The organism is Bacillus sp. LR--39 (assembly GCF_053613335.1).
The window spans coordinates 1-612 of the sequence record NZ_JBSIOT010001163.1 but is presented as its reverse complement, the minus strand read 5'-3'; the positions used below and the strand labels follow the sequence as shown (position 1 = coordinate 612).

Here is a 612-nt window from a genome sequence, read left to right as displayed (position 1 = left end):
ATTTTTAAAAAGGGGAATATCAGGCTTTCGCATACAAGCTGACGGCCTAAGGGGGATTTATATGGCTAGTTTTCAATCATTTGGGATACCAGGACAGCTGGAAGTCATCAAAAAAGCACTTGATCACGTGCGAGTCGGTGTGGTAATTACAGATCCCGCACTTGAAGATAATCCTATTGTCTACGTAAATCAAGGCTTTGTTCAAATGACCGGCTACGAGGACGAGGAAATTTTAGGAAATAACTGCCGCTTCTTACAGGGGAAACACACAGATCCTGCAGAAGTGGACAACATCAGAACCGCTTTACAAAATAAAGAACCGGTCACCGTTCAGATCCAAAACTACAAAAAAGACGGAACTATGTTCTGGAATGAATTAAATATTGATCCAATGGAAATAGAGGATAAAACGTATTTTGTCGGAATTCAGAATGATATCACCAAGCAAAAAGAATATGAAAAGCTTCTCGAGGATTCCCTCACGGAAATTACTGCACTTTCAACTCCTATTGTCCCGATTCGCAATGGCATTTCGGCTCTTCCGCTAGTCGGAAACCTGACAGAGGAGCGATTTAATTCCATCGTTTGCACATTGACGAATATCTTATCAAC

At 41.2% G+C, this 612-nt stretch carries 1 protein-coding gene; it reads left to right on the top strand.

From position 1 onward, the window contains the following. Positions 1–61 precede the first annotated feature (61 nt). On the top strand, positions 62–612 hold a 551-nt coding region (locus ACWHAR_RS29170), incomplete at its 3' end, for a blue-light photoreceptor (RefSeq protein ID WP_452088708.1).